The sequence below is a fragment of the Saccharopolyspora rhizosphaerae genome, from assembly GCF_003931915.1.
GTDB classification, from domain to species: Bacteria; Actinomycetota; Actinomycetes; order Mycobacteriales; family Pseudonocardiaceae; genus Saccharopolyspora; species Saccharopolyspora rhizosphaerae.
Genome location: NZ_RSAA01000010.1, coordinates 133,389 through 151,336, shown reverse-complemented (window position 1 = coordinate 151,336; position 17,948 = coordinate 133,389). Strand labels below are relative to the sequence as shown.

Annotated in this window: 18 protein-coding genes; 8 read left to right on the top strand and 10 right to left on the bottom strand. The window is 70.5% G+C overall.

The genetic code is table 11. The annotated features are described in order from the left end of the window. The first annotated feature begins 246 nt into the window (after positions 1 to 246). On the top strand, positions 247 to 648 hold the full coding sequence (locus EIL87_RS11920; RefSeq protein WP_125090306.1) for a hypothetical protein: 402 nt from the start codon (positions 247 to 249) through the stop codon (positions 646 to 648). Positions 649 to 653: 5 nt separating this feature from the next. Continuing rightward, positions 654 to 818: a tetratricopeptide repeat protein gene (locus EIL87_RS11915; protein ID WP_125090305.1), complete on the top strand. Its 165-nt coding sequence runs from the start codon at positions 654 to 656 to the stop codon at positions 816 to 818. A 103-nt stretch (positions 819 to 921) separates the two neighbouring features. On the opposite strand, the gene EIL87_RS11910 is transcribed toward EIL87_RS11915, so the two are convergent. The 8 genes from EIL87_RS11910 to EIL87_RS11875 form a co-directional block, all read right to left on the bottom strand. After that, positions 922 to 1,737: a cytidyltransferase gene (locus tag EIL87_RS11910; protein ID WP_125090304.1), complete on the bottom strand. Its 816-nt coding sequence runs from the start codon at positions 1,735 to 1,737 to the stop codon at positions 922 to 924. Positions 1,738 to 1,894: 157 nt separating this feature from the next. Continuing rightward, complete coding sequence (gene catA / locus EIL87_RS11905; RefSeq protein WP_125090303.1) at positions 1,895 to 2,743, bottom strand: catechol 1,2-dioxygenase; 849 nt, start codon at positions 2,741 to 2,743, stop codon at positions 1,895 to 1,897. Positions 2,744 to 2,769: 26 nt separating this feature from the next. Next, positions 2,770 to 4,341, bottom strand: a complete 1,572-nt coding sequence (locus EIL87_RS11900; RefSeq protein ID WP_125090302.1) for a 4-hydroxyphenylacetate 3-hydroxylase N-terminal domain-containing protein — start codon at positions 4,339 to 4,341, stop codon at positions 2,770 to 2,772. 40 nt (positions 4,342 to 4,381) lie between these two features. Continuing rightward, a complete protein-coding gene (locus EIL87_RS11895; protein ID WP_125090301.1) occupies positions 4,382 to 4,918 on the bottom strand; it encodes a flavin reductase family protein in 537 nt (178 codons plus the stop codon). 179 nt (positions 4,919 to 5,097) lie between these two features. Beyond that, complete coding sequence (locus EIL87_RS11890; protein WP_199740382.1) at positions 5,098 to 6,714, bottom strand: AMP-binding protein; 1,617 nt, start codon at positions 6,712 to 6,714, stop codon at positions 5,098 to 5,100. Then, complete coding sequence (locus EIL87_RS11885; protein ID WP_125090300.1) at positions 6,711 to 7,538, bottom strand: alpha/beta fold hydrolase; 828 nt, start codon at positions 7,536 to 7,538, stop codon at positions 6,711 to 6,713. The genes EIL87_RS11890 and EIL87_RS11885 overlap by 4 nt, the downstream gene beginning before the upstream one ends. After that, complete coding sequence (locus tag EIL87_RS11880) at positions 7,535 to 8,356, bottom strand: hotdog family protein (RefSeq protein WP_125090299.1); 822 nt, start codon at positions 8,354 to 8,356, stop codon at positions 7,535 to 7,537. Before EIL87_RS11880 ends, EIL87_RS11885 begins: the two co-directional genes overlap by 4 nt. Then, complete coding sequence (locus tag EIL87_RS11875) at positions 8,353 to 9,063, bottom strand: acyl-CoA dehydrogenase family protein (protein WP_125090298.1); 711 nt, start codon at positions 9,061 to 9,063, stop codon at positions 8,353 to 8,355. Before EIL87_RS11875 ends, EIL87_RS11880 begins: the two co-directional genes overlap by 4 nt. Positions 9,064 to 9,159: 96 nt before the next feature. Here EIL87_RS11875 and EIL87_RS11870 point away from each other — a divergent pair, with 96 nt between their 5' ends. The 3 genes from EIL87_RS11870 (at position 9,160) to EIL87_RS11860 (ending at position 11,748) form a co-directional block, all read left to right on the top strand. Further along, positions 9,160 to 9,795, top strand: a complete 636-nt coding sequence (locus tag EIL87_RS11870; RefSeq protein WP_125090297.1) for a TetR/AcrR family transcriptional regulator — start codon at positions 9,160 to 9,162, stop codon at positions 9,793 to 9,795. A 127-nt stretch (positions 9,796 to 9,922) separates the two neighbouring features. Further along, the gene (locus EIL87_RS11865) at positions 9,923 to 11,263 is read left to right on the top strand and encodes an MFS transporter (protein WP_233576193.1); all 1,341 of its coding nucleotides are present in this window, start codon (positions 9,923 to 9,925) and stop codon (positions 11,261 to 11,263) included. Beyond that, on the top strand, positions 11,260 to 11,748 hold the full coding sequence (locus tag EIL87_RS11860; protein WP_125090295.1) for a nuclear transport factor 2 family protein: 489 nt from the start codon (positions 11,260 to 11,262) through the stop codon (positions 11,746 to 11,748). Before EIL87_RS11865 ends, EIL87_RS11860 begins: the two co-directional genes overlap by 4 nt. Here EIL87_RS11860 and EIL87_RS11855 read toward each other — a convergent pair. Beyond that, complete coding sequence (locus tag EIL87_RS11855; protein WP_199740381.1) at positions 11,699 to 12,136, bottom strand: hypothetical protein; 438 nt, start codon at positions 12,134 to 12,136, stop codon at positions 11,699 to 11,701. The two genes, EIL87_RS11860 and EIL87_RS11855, sit on opposite strands and share 50 nt — an antisense overlap. A 370-nt stretch (positions 12,137 to 12,506) precedes the next feature. Here EIL87_RS11855 and EIL87_RS11850 point away from each other — a divergent pair, with 370 nt between their 5' ends. The 3 genes from EIL87_RS11850 to EIL87_RS11840 all read left to right on the top strand — a co-directional run bounded on the left by EIL87_RS11850 (position 12,507) and on the right by EIL87_RS11840 (position 16,348). Next, complete coding sequence (locus tag EIL87_RS11850; protein WP_125090294.1) at positions 12,507 to 13,502, top strand: LacI family DNA-binding transcriptional regulator; 996 nt, start codon at positions 12,507 to 12,509, stop codon at positions 13,500 to 13,502. Between the two features lie 177 nt (positions 13,503 to 13,679). Next, on the top strand, positions 13,680 to 15,062 hold the full coding sequence (uxaC, locus tag EIL87_RS11845) for a glucuronate isomerase (RefSeq protein WP_233576192.1): 1,383 nt from the start codon (positions 13,680 to 13,682) through the stop codon (positions 15,060 to 15,062). Continuing rightward, positions 15,059 to 16,348 carry a mannitol dehydrogenase family protein gene (locus tag EIL87_RS11840; RefSeq protein WP_233576191.1) on the top strand — a complete coding sequence of 430 codons (1,290 nt, stop codon included), beginning with the start codon at positions 15,059 to 15,061 and terminating at the stop codon, positions 16,346 to 16,348. The genes uxaC and EIL87_RS11840 overlap by 4 nt, the downstream gene beginning before the upstream one ends. Before the next feature lie 90 nt (positions 16,349 to 16,438). Here EIL87_RS11840 and EIL87_RS11835 read toward each other — a convergent pair whose 3' ends face one another. Beyond that, positions 16,439 to 17,905: a PucR family transcriptional regulator gene (locus EIL87_RS11835; protein ID WP_125090292.1), complete on the bottom strand. Its 1,467-nt coding sequence runs from the start codon at positions 17,903 to 17,905 to the stop codon at positions 16,439 to 16,441. Positions 17,906 to 17,948 lie beyond the last annotated feature (43 nt).

Below are 17,948 nucleotides of genomic sequence, written 5' to 3'. Positions count from 1 at the left end.
TGGCAGCGTGCTGATGCTGTCGCTGCGCGGGTCCGGCTCCCCACGGCTCAGCGACGAACGCCCGAAAGCGTGAAGGGTAGGCGGCTCTGAGCCCGCGATGCGCAAACGGTTCACCAGCGACGCCACTGCCGGCGTGCGAGACGCTCTGCGAGTGCAGCGGCTCCCGCCCCCGACTTCGTGCGGTCCGAAACCTCCCTGCCCACGGTGACGTGGACGTTGCGCGGGCCTGCGGAGAGCAGCTTTTCGGTGGAAGTCAGTGGGGCGGCGGGGCAGGCGGCCACGTGGTGGCAGGCGGTGTTGTCCCTGCTCGTCGGGCTCATCACCGCTGGTGGGGCTTACCTGGGCGTTCGCCACGCCGTTCGAGCCAGCGACCGCAGCACGCGGCAGCGGGAGTGGGCAGCTCGTCGGGAGGAGTGGCGTCAGAGGTTCTCGGTGGCCGTGGAACACGCCTTGGACGACTCGCCCCCGAAACGAGCAGCGGGGTTGGCCATGCTCACCACGTTGGGCCGCTCCGAAGCGAGGGCGGACGACGCGGAACTCCTGGAGCGGACTCGCGGAGCTGTTCGCCTCGACGAAGGCGAAGACACCGCCCGAGCACTGGTGAAGGTGCGCAGGGGCGAACTCGGTGACGAGACCCCTATACCCTAGAAGCGATGAGCGAGCTGGCCAGGGAGTTCGAAGAGCGCGGCAACCTCACGGAAGCCGAGGCGTGCCTTCGCGCGCTGGTAATAGTGCGCCGACGCGTGCTCGGAGAAGACCACCCTGGCACGCTGCGCGCGAAGAGCGACCTGGGGCGGGTCCTCGGTTCCTCGTGCTGAACGCGCGTCGTAGGCCGCCCGGCATCGCATCGCGGGCTCACATGCGTGTTCGAACCGGGGCGAACGTCCGACAACTGGCGCAAGTGGCGACGATCGACCTCGCTCATCTCGCTCCGGCCCGGTCGATGAAGTCGACTTCGCACCGTCCGTCCCACCCCACAGCGGATTCCACGAAGACCCGCCCCTCGCCGCTCACCCACAGCACCACGGATCGGTTGCCGTCGAGCCGGCCGAGGTACCGCCCGGCGGCCGGGAGTGCGGAGTCGGGGACGACCACGAGCTCGCTCAGACCAGGGCCGGCGGGCCTGAGCACGCCTTCGACCCGGTGCGGTCGGCCGAGCGCGGCTTCGGCGCCGCGGAGGTCGCCACTGCGGAGGCACTCCCGGACGCGGGTCGAGGAGCAGCGGGCGTCGAGCTCGTGCAGCAGGTCGACGCTGGTGGTGCTGAACCCGTGCTTCCGTCCCAGGTCGCGCAGGGTGTCCACGGTGCCCGAAGCGCGATGCCCGAACGTGAAGTTGGCACCCACCGCCACCACCTCCGCGCGGAGTCGTTCGACCAGGACGCGTTCGACGAAGGCGGCGGGAGACAGGGCGGCGAACTCACGGGTGAACGGCAGTGCGCAGACGGCCTGCACCCCGAGCTCGAAGGCGAGCGCCGCTCGGCGTTCGAGGGTGCTCAGCCGTGCTGTGTCCCGAGGAAGTCCCAGCACCTGCGCGGGATGGGGGTCGAAGGTGAGCACGACCGCGGGCAGGTCCCTCGCCCGTGCGGCGCGCACCGCGTGGTCGATGAGGTGGGCGTGCCCGCGGTGCACCCCGTCGAACACTCCCAACGTCACGACCGACGGGCCGAAACCTGGTGGTACGTCGTCGAAGCAGCGCCACAACGGCGGTGCTGACGGTTGTGCGGCGAGAGAGGTCATGGGTCAACTCCTGGTGAACGCGCGCACGGCGTCGTGGTCGAGGTCCGCACACCGAGGTCGGGATCGTCGTCCTCGTGGCGCAGGGGAGTGGCCAGCCAGGTCGCAGGGGCGCACACCCCGCCCGGAACGGCCGGCGCACCGGGCGGGGTGCCCGTCCTCACACGGGTTCGAGCACGAAGTCGTACTCGGAGCGCAACCGGCCGTCCTCCTGCCGCTGCGGGGCGAGCACGAGCTCCGGCTTGGTCGCCTGAGCGACGTCGGAGTCGAGCCAGTCACCGCCGGCGAAGTACAGCTGCGTGGTGATGGGCCGGTGACCGGGTGCGCGGACGATCAGGTGCAGGTGCGCGGGGCGCCACGGGTGCCAGCCCGCTGCCTCGACCAACCTGCCCGTCGGACCGTCGGTCGGGATCTGGTACGGCGCGGGTTGCACCGTGCTGATCTCGAAGCGGCCCTCGTCGTCGGCGACCACGACCCCGCGCAGGTTGCCCGCTGGGACGTGCGGGGCGAACCCGGAGTAGTAGCCGGCGTGGTCGGCGTGCCACAGGTCGAGTTCCGCGGCGGGCACCGGTTCTCCCGTCGTGTCGCGGACTTGACCGGCGAACACCAGGGGAGTGCCCGGTTCGTCGTCGCGCATCGGCAGCGTGGCCACCGACGGCAGCCTCGTCGCACCGGGCAGGTAGTAGGGGCCGAGGATGGTTCCCTTGGTGCCCTGCTGGTGCTGCGCGGCGACCTCCTCGACCTCGTGCTCGACGAACACGTCGAGCAGCAGCGGCCATTCCCCTCCTTCGCCGACGTCGATCAGCCACTGCTTGGCCGCGGAGAACTCCGCGTAGGTGACCTGGTGAGCTGTGATCGCTGCGTGCACCCCGTCCAGCACCGCCTTGACGACGGTCGCCACGCGTTCCTGCGAGGTTCCACCCGCGCCGGCGTGGCTGCGCGCCCGGAAGGCTTCCGTGGCCGAAGCACCCGAGCCCGCGGCGGTCGGCGACGGCTGTGTCGTGCTCATCGCGACTCCTCTTCTGCTCGGTGGTCTCAGCGCTTGCCCAGCATCGAGACGTCGTCGTTGTTGATCAGGTCGGGCGCGGTCCACCCGTCGAGGTCGTACTCGGCCATGCACTGCTCGGCAAAACCGCGCATGGCGTCGGCCTGGCCGGAGTTCTCCACAGCGATGAGCTGTTCGAGCCGCACGCCTTCGTGGTTGCCCGCGTAGTTGCGCTCGTAGAGCTCGTGACGCCCACCGAACTCGCTGCCGATCGAGTCCCAGATCAGCTTCATCAGCTTGACCCGCTCGACCGAGTCGTAGCCGTTCGAGCCGCGCACGTACTGGTCGAGGTAGGGGCGCACTTCCTCGGAGCGGAAGTCGCTGGCGTGCGAGGGGAGGTAGATCAGCGCGCTGCCGAGGTCCTGCATGATGATCTCGCGGATGCGCGGGTAGCCGACCGTCATGAACCACCGGTAGGCCAGCCCGTAGTCGAGGTTCGGCAGGAGCGCGCCGTCCTTCCACTCGGTGGGGTTGGCGGCCATGGCGTCCGACAGACCCCAGAACATGTTGCGCCAGCTGATGACTTCGCCGATGCGGGTCTGGATCCCCCGGAAGTCCTTGGTGCCGGTGGCCTCCACGCCCTTGAGCAGCAGACCGGCGATGAAGTCGAGCTTGACGGCCAAGCGCGTGACGCCCTGGAAGGTGAACCGCTCCAAGAACCCCGAACCGGGGACGAAGGTGCTCACCTTGTCCGCGTCGCCGTAGATGAACACGTTCTCCCACGGGATCTTGACCTTGTCCAGGACGAAGATCGTGTCGTTCTCGTCGAGCCGGCTCGACAGCGGGTAGTCGAAGGGGGAGCCCACCTGGCTGGCCGTGCTCGTGTAGGAGTTGCGGCAGATCAGCTTCATGCCGGGCGTGTTCATCGGCACCGTGCACACCAGCGCGAACTCGCGGTCCTTGAACGGGAGTCCGTAGTGGGCGATGAAGTTGTAGTGGGTGAGCGCCGAGCCGGTCGCCACGACCTTCGCCCCGGAGACGACCAGTCCGTCGTCGGTCTCCTTCTCAACGTGGACGAACACGTCCTTGACCTCGTCGGGCTTCTTGTTGCGGTCCACCGGTGGGTGGACGATGGCGTGGTTCCAGTACAGGCACTTCTCCTGCGACTCGGCGTACCAGCGCTTGGCGTTGTCCGAGAAGGGCTCGTAGAAGTCCGAGTTCGCGCCGAGCGTGCCCAGGAAGGAGGCCTTGTAGTCGGGGCTGCGACCCATCCACCCGTAGGTCATCCTGGCCCATTCCGCGATCGCGTTGCGGTCGGCGAAGAGGTCGTCGACCGAGCGTGCGGTCCGGAAGAACGGGAAGGTGAATCCGCTGCTTCCCGTGTCGGTCGGGGCGGTCAGCACGTCCTGCTTCTCGGGGTCGTGCAGCGCGTCGTAGAGGCGCGCGGTCATCCGGATCGGGTTGCGGAACGCCGGGTGAGTCGTGATGTCCTTGACCTTCTCCCCGTACAGGAACACTTCACGGCCGTCCTGCAGGGACTGGACGTACTCCTCGCCGGTGAACGGGCGGGTGACGCGGGTGCCTTCGGACGCGGTCTGGTGGGCGGATTCCTGAGCGGTCATGCTTCTGCTCCTTCGCAGGGGTGCATCTGGTTGGTGGCGGTCAGGCCGACGGCGCGAACCACGAAACTCCTGGGCAATCACCGGATTCCAGCCACGGCGCTGACTCGTGGAGGGGGCCGAGGTGGCGGAACCCGCCGAGGTAGAACACGAGCGGGTCGTTGTCGGCGATCTCGAACTCGGCGACCTCGCCCAGGTAGATCAGGTGGTCACCGCCGTCGTAGCACCGCCACGGAGTGCAGGCGATGGTCGCCAACGCGCCGGTCAGGTGTGGCGCGAGGTGCGGGTCGGGACGGCGCCACTCCAGCTCGCCGTCCATCGGTTTGCCGGCGAAGTGCAGCGCGACCTCGCCCTGTTCCTCGGCCAGCACGTTCACGGTGAAGGGGGAATCGGCGAGGTAGCCGCCGATCTTGGACTTGCGGTCGAGCGACACCAGGACCAGCGGTGGATCCAGCGACACCGCGCTGAAGGCGTTCACGGTGGCTCCGTGAGGTGCGCCGTCGGCTTCACAGGTGACGACCGTGACCCCGGTGGCGAAGTGGCCCAAGCAGCGTCGAAGTTCTCGAGCATCTACGGGCATGGGCGTGACCTCCTGTGCACCGGCGTGGACGAAGTGGACTGGTGGAGAGCGCAGATCGGGTGGTGGGTCACCTCCGTTCACCGCTTGTGGTGTGCTGCCCACCGGGGACGAGACGACCGCTGTGCGCCAGGTTCAGCGGGACCGGGGAGGTGCAGTGCTGGGCGTGTTGGGAGGACGCCTCACCGCGCCACCTCCGCGTGCCACTGCTGGGCCCATTCGCGCAGGGTCGCGGCGCGGATCTTCGTGCCGTTGGTTCCCGACGTCGTCGGCATCCGGTCGAGGACGTGGACGGCTGTGGGCACCTTGAAGCGGGCCAGCGCTGCAGCGCACCAGTCCCTCAGGTCCTGGTCGGTCGCGACTTCTCCGGGCGCGAGCACCACGAAGCCGACCGCGAGCGTGGACCCGTCACCCACCCGCGCGCCGACCACCTTGGCGGTGGTCACCGCGGGGTGCGCCGCGAGCCGGTGCTCGATCTCCGCTGGATCGACGAGGAACCCGCGCAAGCGGAGCACGTCGCCGATGCGGCAGACGTACCGGATCGCGCCGTCCTCGTCGATCTCCGCGAGATCGCCCGTCTTGAACCAGCCGTCCGCGGTGAAGGAGCTCTCGGCCGCCTCCGGGCTGCCGAGGTAGGCGTCGACGACGTTGGGTCCGCGGAGATGAAGCTCGCCTTGCTCGCCCGGGGCGGTCACCTCGTCGGTCGCCGGGTCGGCCGTGCGGGCCTGCATCTCACCTGACACCAGGTGCCCGCCGCCGGTCCAGCGGCGCGGGGCGGGCTCGTCGTCCGGCCAGAAGCACGCCAGGGCGAAGACTTCCGAGGAACCGTACACACCGGAGGTGAGGGTCCCGAACTCGTCGCGCGCCCACGCGGCGACCTCGTGCGAGCGGCCGAGGAAGTCGGCGATCCCCAGCCATCGCCAGCGAGAGAGGTCGAGCGCGTGGCGTCGCCAGGCCGCGGCGATGCGGGTGAGCATGTCGTCGGCGGCGACCACGTGCGTCACGCCCCACCGCGCCATGTCGGCCACCACGCCGTCCTCGTCGAACACCGGCTCCAGCAGGCAGGCAGCGCCGCCAGCGAGGCCGGCCATCGCCGTGCTGAACCCGAAGACACCGGACAGCGGCAACGCGCACAACACCACATCGCTGTCCCGGATGCCCATCCCGTCGGCGTCGGCGCGGGCGTGCGAGACGACCGCCGATGCGGTGTGCGCGGCCAGCTTCGGCTTCCCGGTCGACCCGGACGTGGTGAAGGCGACCGCGAGTTCGTCGTGCTCGTGCGCCCCTGGCGACGGCGCGGCGGCATCGGAGGGCGTCCAGGCACCGGCTCCGACGTCGTAGTGGGTCGGGTCCTCGCAGGGGCGCCCGTGGGGACCGGGGACGACGACCACCGCAGGGGGCGGGGCGGTCGTGCCGGCAGTCCGCACCGCGTCCCGCAACGTCGCGATGAGGTCGAGGCCGTGGAAGTCGTGGGCGATCGCCAGCACCGCGGGCCGGGACCGCTGGAGCACGTGCGTGACCTCCTCGACGTTGTACCGCGTGTTGAGGCCGACGACGTGCGCACCGAGCGAGGCCGCGGCGAACTGGAAGACCAGCGAGTCGGACCAGTTCGGCAGCCACACGGCGAGGCAGTCCCCGCGGCCGAGTCCGGCGTCGGCCAGCTCGGTGCGCAAGCGCTGCACGCGGTCGCGCAGCTCGGCTCGGCGGACCGTGATCGGGCGTTCCGGGTGGGCGTCGATCGCGAGGGTCGCGTCGGGATCACGCCGCACCAGTTCGTCGAGCATCTCCGGCAGGTTCACGCCTTCCCCCTCTCACCAGGACCGGAAGCGCGTTGGAGCTCGCGGATCCAGTCGTGCAGCACGTCGGCGAACCCCACGATCTCCTCCATCGGGTAGTGACCGATGCCGGGAAGCACCACGCAGCTGGCGTGGGGGATGTCCGCAGCGGTGGCGCGCACCCGCGCCGGGTCCACCCACAGGTCGTCCTCACCCGCGACCAGCAGCGTCGGACACGTGATCGCGCCCAGGCGGTCCCGGACGTCGTGCGTGCCCCAGCCGATCAGGTCCGAAGTGGACACGACGGGGTCTTCGCGGCGGTGCATCTGCGCGATCAGCTCCGCGCGTTCCGGCGGGAGCGCGCTGCCGACCACTGCGAGGGTGCCGAGGTAGGTCCGGTCGGTGCGGCTCGCCGCGGCCACGTCTTCCAGCTCGCGCTGCAGGCCGGCGACCCTCACCGAGCCGGTTCCCGCCTCGGCGGCCATCGCGACGACCCCCGACAGCTCATCGGACCACCGGGTCGCCAGGTCGAGGGCGATCTTGCCGCCGATGGAGCAACCCACCACGAAGGGGCGGTCGAGGTCGAGCGCGCTGATGAGCCTCCGCAGCCATTCCGCGTACCTGCCGAGGTCGTCGACGGGCCCGTCGGGCGCCGGTTCGGAGCGGCCGTGGCCGGGGAGGTCAGGCACGACGACGCGATGGCCTCGCGCGGCCAGGTCACCGGTGGTGTGCCGCCACTGGACGCCGCTCTGGCCCGCCGTGTGGACGCACAGCACCGCGGGGCCGTCCCCGGCCACCTCCACGTAGGACAGCGATCCACCGACCTCCACGTAGTGCGCTTCGATCATCGTTCCGCTCCCGCCGCCAGCGCTCGCGCGTTGTCCACGATCAGGTGCAGCACCTTCGTGAGACGGAGGTACTCGTACCCGTTGCCGGACACCTCGAACTGACCGCGCATCGCGCGGTGCACGAGGTCGTTGCTCGGGCCTGTGATCAGCTCGGTCCACACCAGCTCACCCGCCCCGAGCGAGAACGTCGCGCCGAGCGGCGAGCGACGCGCCACGTCGATCACCTGGCCGCGGTAGAGGCGCAGGTGCACTTCGTCCTCGCCGCACCGGAGCCCGATGGTGCCGTCCCAGCTCGACGTCGCCGAGGTGAAGCGCTCGTCGTCGCCGAGCCGTTCCGCGAGTGCGGTCGCCCACCCGACGGTGCCGAACGCGTGCGAGGCGGAGTCGGAGGTGCCGTCGGTGTCCCGGGCTCGGACGAGCACCGCCGCGGTGCCTTCTTGGACGAGCTCGTCGCGTTGGTTGAGCAACGCGACGTGCCGGTTCACCACACCGCGGTCGCCTTCCGCGGTTCGTCGGCACCGCGTGGTCGTCATCTCGAACCTCACCGTGTCGCCCACCCGGATCGGCGCCAGGTAGTGCCAGTGGGTGTCCAGCAGCGCGACCACCGCCTCGTCCTCGGCGAGCTCGTGCAGGATCCCGGTGAACGCCGCCAGGCCGAACGGTCCTGGGAGGGCCTGGTCCGGCCGCGAGTCGGTGCGCAGGACGTCCCGGGAACCGGCCACCTCGGTGAAGGCGGCGAGGTCCCGCTCGGTGACTTCCCGCGGGCCGCTCTTGTGGTGCTGGCCGACGCGGAAGTCCTCGAAGTGCCGGGCCGTCATGACGCTCGTCCGAGGAGCTCGTCGAACGACAGCTCCCAGGTGTGCCAACCGTGGTAGCCGATCTTGCGCACCGGCGTGCCCGTGACGCCCGGGGGGAAGGAACCCCGTTCCTTCTCCACGAGGAAGGCGCTGATGCCGCGGTGCGGCTTCTCGGGATCCACGGCCGGATCGGTGCGGGCGAACAGGACCAGGTAGTCGGCCTGGTCCGCGTAGGTGCACCACATCTTCGTGCCGGTGATGACCCACCCGTCGTCGTCGCGGCGGGCGCGGCAGGAGAGGTGGGCGACGTCGGACCCGGCTTCGGCTTCGGACAGGGCGTAGGCACCGAGGTACTCGCCACGAGCGACCGCGGGCAACAGCCTGTTCCGCTGCTCTTCGGTGAACCCGCCACCCATCCCGTTGCCGCGGGCGAGCAGACCGGAGACGCTCAGCCACGCGCGGGCGAGCTCTTCGGCCACCAGGCAGTACTCGAAGACGCCCCACCCCAGACCACCGTGCGCCTCGGGGATGAGGATGCCGAAGAAGCCCATCTCGGCCATCTGGTCGCGCAGCCGGTCCGGGATCACGCCGTGCACCGGGTCGAGTTCGTCAGCCAGGGGGAGAACCTCGTTCATGGCGAACTCGCGGGCGAGCTTCTGCACCTCCAGCCGTTCCGGCGTGAGGGGGCCGGGTACAGCGCCGACCGGCCTGTCGGGTCGATGGGTCATGCGTTCTCCCAGGTGACATCAGCGGCACATGAACGAACGTTCTTTCTCAAGACAAGCATCCGCGCTTGAGCCAGTCAAGGCGTGTAGCCTGCCTGTATGAACGATCGTTCTCCGGCAGCTACGTTGATCAGCGGTTCGAGCAGGGGCAACGAGGCCGCGATCCTCAACGCGGCCTTGGCCGCGTTCGGGGAGAAGGGCTTCAACGGCGCCTCGATGCGGGACATCGCGCGCGGTGCGGAGACCAGCCTGTCCAACCTCTACAACTACTTCCCGTCGAAATCGCACCTGCTGGCGGAGCTGCTCCAGCGCGCCAACGCGGAGTTGCTGAACCGGACGAGCGCTGCGGTGCGCGATGCCGACTCCAGCGCTGCGGCGCGGCTTCGTGAGGCGGTCAAGGCTTACGTGGGTTTCGTCGTGGACCACCAGACGGCGGCCCTGGTCGCCATCAGCGAGATCCGCTACCTGCACGGAGAAGACCGGAACCAGGTCGTGCGGGCCCGGGACAAGACCCAGGCGATCTTCGGCGCGATCGTCGCCGACGGTGTCGCCGCAGGGGAGTTCGCCACGCCCTACCCGGACGGCGCGGCGCGCAACATCGTTTCGATGTGCTCGGCGATCTCCACCTGGTACAGCAAGCAGGGGCGTCTCTCCAAGGAGCACCTCGCCGAGCAGCACGCCCGGTACGCGCTCGCTCTGCTGGAGGCTCGACCGGACCGCGACCCGACCGGCTGAACACCGCCCGAGCGGTGGGGCGTCGTCCGCTTGATCGGCTCCGTCTCGTTCCTTGTCAGGGGGGCGATCGACGTCTACGTTGATGAACGATCGTTCGTCCCAGGGCGGCGGAGGTGGTTACGTGGACGTGGATCGCGACGCTCACCCGAAGATGGCGCGCCTGGCCGGTGCCGCCGTCCTGGCGACCGGCCTGGAGTGGTACGACTTCCTCATCTACTCCACCGCCGCAGCGCTGGTGTTCGGAGACCTCTTCTTCCCCGAGTTCAGCGGCGTGGCGGGCACGCTCGCCTCGTTCGCGACGTTGGCGGTCGGCTTCTTCGCCCGTCCGCTCGGGGGTGTGATCGCCGGGCACGTCGGCGACCGGTACGGGCGCAAACCACCGCTGGTCGGGGCCATGGTCGTGATGGGCGCGGCGACCTTCGCCATCGGTGTCCTGCCCACCTACGCGCAGATCGGCGTCTGGGCACCGGTCCTGCTCGTGGTGATCCGCCTCGTGCAGGGGCTCGGGGTGGGAGCGCAGTGGGGCGGGGCCGCCCTGCTGCTGATCGAGCACTCCGAAGTGGACAAGCGCGGTTTCTACGGGAGCCTGGTCCAGACCGGCGCCATCTTCGGTGCGGTCGCGGGGAACGCCACCTTCCTCCTGCTCACCACGCTGCTGCCCGACGAGCAGTTCGCGAGCTGGGGGTGGCGCGTCCCGTTCCTGCTCGGGCTGGCACTGGTGGTCATCGGGATCTACGTGCAGCTCAAGATCGAGGACACCCCGGTCTTCCGGCAGATGCGGGAGCGATCGCTCCAGGCCGGTCAGGAGGCAGGGCTCACGAAAGCTCCGCTGCGCGATGCGGTGCGGACCTGCTGGCGGGAGATCCTCCAGGCAGCCGGGGCCTTCTTCGTGGTGAACGGGACCTTCTACATCCTGATCAGCGGGATGCTCGACTACGGGACGACCTACGTGGGCCTGTCCAAGACCGAGGTCCTGGTGCACGTCCTGGTCGCCGGCGGCACCCAGCTCGTCACGATCCCGCTGTTCGGGGCGCTGAGCGATCGGTGGGGCCGCAGGAAGCTCTTCCTGGTGGGGACCGTCCTCATGGGACTGTTCGCCTTCCCCATGTTCTGGTTGGTCGACACCGGTTCCGCTCCTCTCGTCCTCCTGTCCCTGGTGCTGGGGTTCACGATCCACGCCGTGATGTACGGGCCGCAGGCCGCGCTGTACGCGGAGATGTTCCCCGCGGACGTCCGCTACACCGGTGCGTCGTTGGGCTTCCAGCTCGCCTCGATCTTCGCCGGCGGGCTGGCGCCGTTCGTGATGACCGCCTTGCTCGCCGCGACCGGTGCGGCGTGGTCGGTGTCGCTCTACGTCCTCGCCATGGCGGTGATCACCTTCGCGTCGGTGTTCACGATCCGCGAATCGTTCCGCCGCGACCTGCACGAGACCTCGGCCGACGTGGAGGAGAAGGAGGTCATCGCATGAGCGACCTGGAAGCCCGGATCCGGCGGCTCGAAGACGTCCACGAGATCGCGCAACTGCGCGCGAGGTACTGCCAGTACCTCGACGACGGCCGTTGGGACGAGCTGGCCGAGCTGTTCACCGAGGACGGGCGGTTCGTCGGGCTGTCCACCGCGGCGGGCCGGAGCGAGCTGCGCACCTTCTTCGCCGGCCTGCAGGGCGGGCCGCTCGCCGCGTGGTGGCACTTCAGCGCCAACGAAACGGTGACGGTCGAATGCGACGTCGCCAGCGGGCAGACGTGGCTGTACCAACCGTGCGTGGTGGACGGCGAGCCGCACGTCGCCGCCGGCCGCTACACCGATTCCTTGGTGAGGACCGACGGGACGTGGCTGTTCTCCGAACGCGCGGTGACCTTCTTCTGGTGGGTACCGCTGACCGAGGGGTGGGCCAGCGGGAAGATCAGCTGGGGCCCCGCCCGGCCGGCGAAGGACCCCCGCTACGCGGGCTGACCTCGCGCACCTCCTCGGCGGAGCAGGCCCGCGGGGTCGAGGAGGTGACGAGCGCTACCTGGGCCTCGACCGGCTGGGAGACCGGGACGACCACGTGCGGTTCGTCCTCGTCCGGTGGTTGCAGGGCGGCGAGCTGGCGGTCCAGCAGCTCTTCCGGGACGAAGTGCCCTTCGCGGCGCGAGAGCTGGTGGGCCAGAGCCTCTTTGGTGGCATCCAACAGCGCGAACAGCACCGGAGCGCAGGTGCGCCGCAGAGCGTCGCGGTAGGTGCGCGTGAGCGCTGAGCAGGCCAGCACCGCCGATTCGCTGCGGGCGGTCACCGCGTCGAGTTCAGCGCGGAGGCGTTCCAGCCCAGGGGCGGCGGTCTGCGTCGGACAGCGGTGTCCCAAAGCGCATCTCCTCGATGTTGCTCGGTGGGTGGAAGTCGTCGGCGTCCAGGTAGCGCCGGTGCAGCTGTGCCGCCAAGCCCTGACCGGTGCAGCGCTCGGGCCGAGGTGGTCTTCCCGCTCCCCGACACTCCCATCACGACGATGATGTCGGGTGCGCTCGGTCGGGTCGTGCCGCTCACCAGTCCTGCACCGTTCCGTCCAGCAGCTCTGAACGTGGACGGGTCCGGCAGGGCGTCGGCGTCCGCGCTCCCGTGGAGCCGGGAGCCCGCCGAGGTGCCTCGACCTGCGCCCGACCTAGGAACGGCGTACTAGGGTGGCAACTCGTTGCCACGTGTTGTCAGCCGTGGGCCACCAGGACGAGGAGCGGGCAGTGGAACAGGCACGACCGACGATCTACGACGTGGCGCGGCAGTGCGGCGTGGCCGCCTCCACGGTGTCGCGCACGTTCAGCAACCCCGCCCGGGTCAGCCCCGCCACGCGGGAACGGGTGCAGCAGGTCGCCCGCGAGGTCGGCTACGAACCGCGCCCGCTGGCCCGGGCCGAAGCCCCCGGGCGCATCCGGGTGCTGACCCTCGTGGTCAGCGACATCTCCAACCCGTACTACGTGACCGTGATCAAGGCGGCGCAGGCCCGGGCGATCGAGCGCAACTACACGTTGGCGCTGGCCGACAGCGATGAGTCGGCCCAGGTGGAGGCGAGCAACCTGCGGCAACTGCTGGCCACCACCAGCGGCGGGATCCTGGCGACCTCGCGGCTGTCGGACGAGACCGTCCGGCAGATCGCCGGGCACCGGCCGCTCGTGATGGTCAACCGCAGGATCGAGGGCGTGCCGAGCCTGGTGATCGACACCGCCTCCGGGATGCGTCAGGCCGTGCGGCACCTGGCGGTGCTCGGGCACCGCCGCATCGCCTACCTCTCGGGTCCGCGGAACTCGTGGATCAACGGCCGGCGCTGGCAAGCGGTGCGCGAGGAAGCGGCTTCGCTCGACCTGGAGGTGTCGTTCCTGGGCCCGTACGCGCCCCACCGCCAGGGCGGGCACGAGGCCGCGGACGCGCTGGTGCTGGGCAAGGTGACCGCGGCGATCGCCTACAACGACCTCATCGCGATCGGTGTGCTGCAACGCCTCCAGGTCGTGGGGATCCGGGTGCCCGACGACCTCAGCCTCGTCGGCTGTGACGACATCTTCGGCGCTGACCTCACCGTCCCGGGTCTGACGACGATCGCGGGGCCGGCCGACAAGCTCGGCTCGTACGCCGTCGACATCCTGCACTCGCGGTTGACCGGCCACGGCGAGGGGCCGGGCTCGCTCACCTTGGACGCGCACGTGGTGCTCCGGGCCTCCACCGGGCCGGCCCCCGCGTCCTGAGCTGACCCCGGATCACCGGTCGAGCACGCTCGGCGGCAACTGGTGGCAACTCGTTGTCAGCTACGTGTCCGGCCAGCAGGCTGCGGGTCCATGGACGGTGCCACGACAACGACGGCGGGACCGAGCACCGAGCAGCGAGGCTCGACTCGCGCGCCGCTCGCCCCACACCCGGCGCGCTTGCTGCCGAGCGATCCGACCCAGCGGGCCATCGCGCGGCGGCTCCACGACAGCGTGCGGGACCTCCCGCTGATCAGTCCGCACGGCCACGTCGACGCGGCCCTCCTCGATGCGGACCAGCCCTTTTCCGACCCCGCGTCGTTGCTGGTGACGCCGGACCACTACGTCACCCGGCTGCTGCACGCGCACGGGGTGCCGCTCAACGAGCTGGGGCTGCCGGATCGCGCGGGCGCACCGGTCGCCGAGCCCCGCGAGGTGTGGCGGACCTTCTGCGCGCACTGGCACCACTTCCTCGGCACGGCCACGCGGCAGTGGCTCGAATCCGAACTGCACGACGTCCTCGGCGTGCGGTGGCAGCCGTCGGCGGAGAACGCCGACGAGCTCTACGACGAGCTGGTCGCGAAGCTCGCCGAGCCCGCGCTGCGGCCCCGCGCCCTGTACGAGTCGTTCAACCTCGCGGTTCTGGCCACCACCGACGACCCGGCCGACGACTTGCGCCACCACCGCGCTCTGGCGGCCGACCCGACCTGGTCGGGCCGCGTCGTCCCGACCTTCCGGCCAGATCGCTACCTGGACGCGACCAGCGGTGAGTGGCCGAAAGCCCTCGAAGTCCTCGCCGAGGCCAGCGGGGTCGACACCGGGAGCTACCAGGGTCTCGTCCGGGCGTTGGAGGCCCGGCGCGACTTCTTCCGGGAGCACGGTGCGACGGCGACCGACCACGGCGCCCCGGATCCCGAGATGGTGTTCCTGCCGCCGGCCGAAGCGGCCCGGTTGTTCGACTCGGTGCGCTCCGGCACGGCCACCCCGGAGGACGCGCGGACGTTGTCCCGGCAGCTGCTGGGGGAGAACGCTCGGATGTCCAGTGAGGACGGCCTGGTGATGGCGCTGCACACCGGCAGCTTCCGCAACCACCACGCGCCGTCCTTCGCCCGCTTCGGCGCCGACACCGGGCACGACATCCCGACGCGGGTGGACTTCACCCGCGCGTTGCGGCCGGTGCTGGAGCGGTTCGGCACCCACCCGCGTTTCCAAGCGGTCGTGTTCACCCTCGATGAAACAGCGTTCTCCCGAGAACTGGCCCCACTGGCCGGTTTCTACCCCTCGCTGTACCTCGGTGCCCCGTGGTGGTTCCTCGACGCGCCCCGGGCGATGCGCCGGTTCCGCGACGCGATCACCGAAACCGCCGGTTTCCACCGCGGCTCCGGTTTCATCGACGACACCAGGGGTTTCTGCTCGATCCCGGCCCGTCACGACACGGCCCGACGGGTCGATGCCGGCTACTTGGCGAGCCTGGTCGCCGAGCACGTGCTCAGCGAGCAGGACGCGGCAGCGGTCCTGCGCGACCTCAACGACCAACTGCCGAAGCGGGCGTTCGGGCTGTGACGCGCAGGATCAGCAGGGCCGCGGCCGGCCTGGGCCCGGCAGCCCCGGTCCGCGTGGTGCACCTCGGGCTGGGCAGCTTCCACCGCTCCCACCAGGCCTGGTACACGGAGTGCGACCCCGAGTGGGGCATCGCCGCGCACACGTTCCGCAACACCGCACTGCCGCGCGCGCTCACCGAGCAGCAAGGGGCCTACACGCTCCTGCTGCCGGGGGAGGAGGCCAAGGCGGAGGTCGTCGGCTCGATCAGCCGCGCCCACGCCGGCGCCGAGCAGGAACGATGGCTGGCCGACCTGGCTTCACCCGACGTCGCGGTGGTCACCACGACCGTGACCGAAGCGGGCTACGCGGCACCCGTGCCGGGCCAGGACTCGGCCATGCAGCGCCTGGTCACCGGGCTGCGGGAGCGCTACCGCGCCGGTGGCGCGCCCCTCACCCTCGTGCCCTGCGACAACCTGCCGGGCAACGGCGGCGTGCTGCGCGACGTGCTGCGCACCGCGGCGCGGGACGAGCACCGGTTCGCCGAATGGCTCGACGAGCACGTGACTGTGGTGAGCACCGTCGTCGACCGGATCACCCCTGCCCCGACCAGCGCGGACCGGGCGACCGCACTGGCTGCCACCGGACTGCGCGACGAGGTGCCCGTCGTCACCGAACCTTTCGCGGAATGGGTGCTCGCAGGGGAGTTCCCTGCCGGGCGGCCGCGTTGGGAGCAGCGTGGTGCGCGGTTCGTGGACGACGTCGACGTCCACCAGAAGCGCAAGCTGTGGTTCCTCAACGGCGCGCACACCCTGCTCGCCCACGCCGGGCTCGCCCGAGGTCGCCGCACCATCCGCGAGGCCGTGGACGACGACGTGCTGCTCGCGACCGTGCAGCAGTGGTGGGACGTGGCGGCGCAGCACATCGCGATCGAACCGGGGGAGCTCGCCGAGTACCGACGGCGCCTGCTCGAACGCTTCGCTGCCCCAGGCATCGAACACCGCCTGGCGCAGATCGCCTGCGACGGCTCGCAGAAGATCCCCGCTCGACTGCTGCCGGTGCTGCGTGCGGAACGCGCCGCGGGACGGGTGCCCGAACCCGCCGTGACCGTGCTCGCCGCGTGGCAGTCGCACCTGCGCCACGACGACGTCCGGGACCCCCGCGCAGCGGAACTGGTCGAGCTGGCCCGGTCGCGGGGTCCGACGCGACGGCTGCTCCTCGCGCTGGACCAGGAGCTCGGGGCGGACGACGAACTCGTCGCCGCTGTCGAGGACGCCCTGCCCACGCGCCCCACCGGCCCGTCGCGTTAGGAACGGCACAGCAAAGCGGCGACACCGCACAGCTCACCACCGGCGAGGAACCGGCGCAGCTCACGCCGCCGGTACCACCGCAGCGGCAGTTCATCCGCCTGAGGAACCCATCGCTTGCCACAGCCGCACGGCGACCTGCAGCGCCGGTGCGGTCCGCTCGTCGGTGATGTCCCGGCCGAGCGCCCGGGTGATCCGGTCGAGCCGGTGGTAGAGGGTCTGGCGCTGCAGGTGGAGGCGGTTCGCCGTGGCGGTGCGGTTGGCGTCGCAGTCGAAGTAGGCGACGAGGGTGTCCAGGAGCCGCCGCGAGGTGTCGTCCTCCCGCAGGAGCGCGCCGAGCTGTTCGCCCACGAAGTCCTGCAGGACGTCGTGGGCGTCGAGCCGGTGCACGAGCCGCTCCACGGCGACTGCGCTGGCGTCGATGACCGGCTCCGAGGGTTCGTGGCGCAGGAGGAGACAACGACGGGCTTCTGCGAGGCTGTGCCGGATCCCGTGCGGGTCCCGGGAGAGCGGTCCGACCACCACCACGCCCGTCGTGGTGTGGGCGAGGACGTCTTCGACGAGCTGGTGCCTCGCCTGTTCGGGAGAACTCCCGGGCAAGGCGACGACGGCGAGGTGTTCGTCACCCCGCGCGCGGCTCAACGCCAGCCGCCCGCGGTGGCGGAGTGCCTGCTCGACCAACCCGAACTGCTCACCGGTGGACACGACGGCGACGTACGCGCACGCGCCGCCGAGCGACGTGGTCTCGACGAGGTCGGTGGAAGCGGCCGGTGTGGTGTCGGGCCGCTCCAACGCTTCGAAGAACGCGTGGGCCGCCGCCTCGTCCGGGCCGACGAGCTGCGACCGCTGCAACGCCAGGGCCAGCGACGGTGGCGCGCGGTCGAGCGCGGCGTCCAGGAGGTCGGGGTCGGTCGAGGTGAGCGGCTCGATCCGCAGCGTCGCGGCGACGACTCCGTGCACGGCGACCGGCACTTCGCGGTCGGCCGTGGTGGCGCTGGACTCGGTGAGGCTCTCCGCTCCGGCAGTGGCGAGGACGCTCCCCGACGGGTCGCGCACCGACACGCGCGCCTCCAGCTGGTGGGCCAGGCTCCCCACCAGAGCGTGCACGTCACCGCCCGCCAGCAGTTGCTCCGAGAGGTGGTCGGACAGGGAATCGGCCAAGCGCAGCCGGGAGACCGACGCGTGGATGAGCAAGCTGTTGATCGCCTCGGTGATCTCGACGAACGGGACGGTCCGGCGCAACTGCACGAGCGCGAAGTCCTGCTTCCTGGCTTCGTCGACCAGTGCAGCGGGAAGGTCCTGGGAGCGCTCCACGGCGACGGCCGTGACGTCCCGCTCGACGAGTTCCTGGACGTAACGGCGCTGCTGCTCGTCCGAAGCGGCGGTCAGGACCACCGCCGCGGTGAGGACGAGCTCGCCACCGCGCAACAGGTGCGCCAACTCGACGACCTCGCTGGAGTGCACCCACCTGACCGGCCGCGCGTCGTCGCCGGAGAGCAGCACGGGCTCCGCGGGCTCGAGGGCCGGATGGCGCAGCACCTCAGCGAGCGGGATGGACATGTGACGTTCCGTCCAGTCGATCCTAGGACATGTTTGACAGAAC

Coding starts and splice junctions, on each gene's coding strand:
- catA (WP_125090303.1), bottom strand. CDS start 2,743: ATGAGCACGACACAGCCGTCGCCGACCGCCGCGGGCTCGGGTGCTTCG.
- EIL87_RS11895 (WP_125090301.1), bottom strand. CDS start 4,918: ATGCCCGTAGATGCTCGAGAACTTCGACGCTGCTTGGGCCACTTCGCC.
- EIL87_RS11915 (WP_125090305.1), top strand. CDS start 654: ATGAGCGAGCTGGCCAGGGAGTTCGAAGAGCGCGGCAACCTCACGGAA.
- EIL87_RS11875 (WP_125090298.1), bottom strand. CDS start 9,063: ATGACCCATCGACCCGACAGGCCGGTCGGCGCTGTACCCGGCCCCCTC.
- EIL87_RS11900 (WP_125090302.1), bottom strand. CDS start 4,341: ATGACCGCTCAGGAATCCGCCCACCAGACCGCGTCCGAAGGCACCCGC.
- EIL87_RS11910 (WP_125090304.1), bottom strand. CDS start 1,737: ATGACCTCTCTCGCCGCACAACCGTCAGCACCGCCGTTGTGGCGCTGC.
- EIL87_RS11870 (WP_125090297.1), top strand. CDS start 9,160: ATGAACGATCGTTCTCCGGCAGCTACGTTGATCAGCGGTTCGAGCAGG.
- EIL87_RS11860 (WP_125090295.1), top strand. CDS start 11,260: ATGAGCGACCTGGAAGCCCGGATCCGGCGGCTCGAAGACGTCCACGAG.
- EIL87_RS11885 (WP_125090300.1), bottom strand. CDS start 7,538: ATGATCGAAGCGCACTACGTGGAGGTCGGTGGATCGCTGTCCTACGTG.
- EIL87_RS11835 (WP_125090292.1), bottom strand. CDS start 17,905: ATGTCCATCCCGCTCGCTGAGGTGCTGCGCCATCCGGCCCTCGAGCCC.
- EIL87_RS11880 (WP_125090299.1), bottom strand. CDS start 8,356: ATGACGGCCCGGCACTTCGAGGACTTCCGCGTCGGCCAGCACCACAAG.